The sequence below is a fragment of the Pseudarthrobacter sulfonivorans genome (assembly GCF_024391045.1).
GTDB lineage: Bacteria > Actinomycetota > Actinomycetes > Actinomycetales > Micrococcaceae > Arthrobacter > Arthrobacter sulfonivorans_B.
Genome location: NZ_JANFCZ010000054.1, coordinates 1 through 1,257 on the forward strand (window position 1 = coordinate 1; position 1,257 = coordinate 1,257).

A 1,257-nucleotide genomic window follows, 5' to 3' on the forward strand; every position below is an offset into this window, starting at 1 on the left:
TGGTTGGGCCCCCGTTAGCAGTCCAGCGTCTATGCGATAGCTGATTGGTTTTCTTGCGTCCAGTTTTCCCAGTAGCGTTTCGGCGTCATGCCGTCCAGGGATCCGTGGGGCCGTTCATGATTGTAGATAGCTTTCCATTCCTCGGCCAAATACTTGGCTTCGGCCATGGTGTCCATGATTTCTCCGGAGAGTTGTTCCCTTCTGAATTGGGCGTTGAAGGATTCGATGAAGCCGTTCTGCCATGGTGATCCCGGGTCGATGAAGGAAGTGTCGACACCAGCGGTGTTGCACCACTCGATCAGTGCGGCGGCGGTGAATTCCGGCCCGTTGTCACACCTGAGGTAGGTGGGGGCGGTGCCTGTTTCGGCGATGATGTTCTCCAGGACTGCGACCACGTCGGCGGCTTTGAAGGACCGGCGCGGGATGATGGCCAGCGCGGTGCGGGTGTATTCGTCGATGACGTTGAAGAAGCGGATGTGCCGCCCGCAGGAGGTCACGTCGGACTGGAAGTCGAAGCTGACCACGTGCATCGGGTACTGGGCGGTGAGGCGTTTCTGTTCACCTGCGCCGGGCCCGGTGCGGCGCTTCTTCCTCGTCCTGGGCTTACAGGTCAGGCCTTCGTCGCGCCAGAGCCGGCGCACCCGCTTCCTGTTCAGCGGCACGCCGTCCCACTCCGGCTGGGCCAGCAGGTGCCAGCGGGCCTTCCGCCAGCCCCACGCCGGGTGCTTCACCGCGATGGCACGCAGCTCCGAGCGGAGCTGCGCCTCTTCGAAGCCCATGTCGGGTTTCTTCTTACGGAACGCGGACCGATTCTGCCCCAGGACCTCGCAGGCGAAGCGTTCGGATGCCCCGAACTTCTCCACTGCCATGCGCACGGCACGGCGGCGGGGTTCGGGGCTCAGAATTTTCCCTTGGCCACCTCGTTCAGGATGTCGATGGCCAGTTCCTTCTCGGCCAGTAGCCGCTTGAGCCGGGCGTTCTCCTTCTCCAACTCCTTCGTCCGTTTGGACGCCTCAGCGTTCTTCTCGGACCCGTACTGGTTCAGCCAGCGATACCAGGTCGCCTCGGTGATCTGGAGCTCCTTGATGACCTCGACCATCGGGCGGCCCTCATTGAGCATCTTCTGGCCCTGCCGGACCTTGGCGATGACCTGCTCAGGGGTGTGTCTGCGTGCCATGATTCGTGAATTTCCTCCTGTGTCCATTCTCGGACACGAAACTCACACAAACACTGGACTCCTACGCGGGGACCCAACCA

At 61.9% G+C, this 1,257-nt stretch carries 1 protein-coding gene; it reads right to left on the reverse strand.

What is annotated here, in order from left to right; genetic code table 11:
- Window positions 1-29: 29 nt before the first annotated feature.
- Window positions 30-1,177 (reverse strand): IS3 family transposase gene (locus tag NQJ30_RS18825; protein WP_255771845.1). Its coding sequence is split into 2 segments (ribosomal slippage): window positions 30-904 and window positions 904-1,177, totalling 1,149 coding nucleotides; the frame shifts between segments, so codons are not numbered across the junction.
- Window positions 1,178-1,257: the final 80 nt, after the last annotated feature.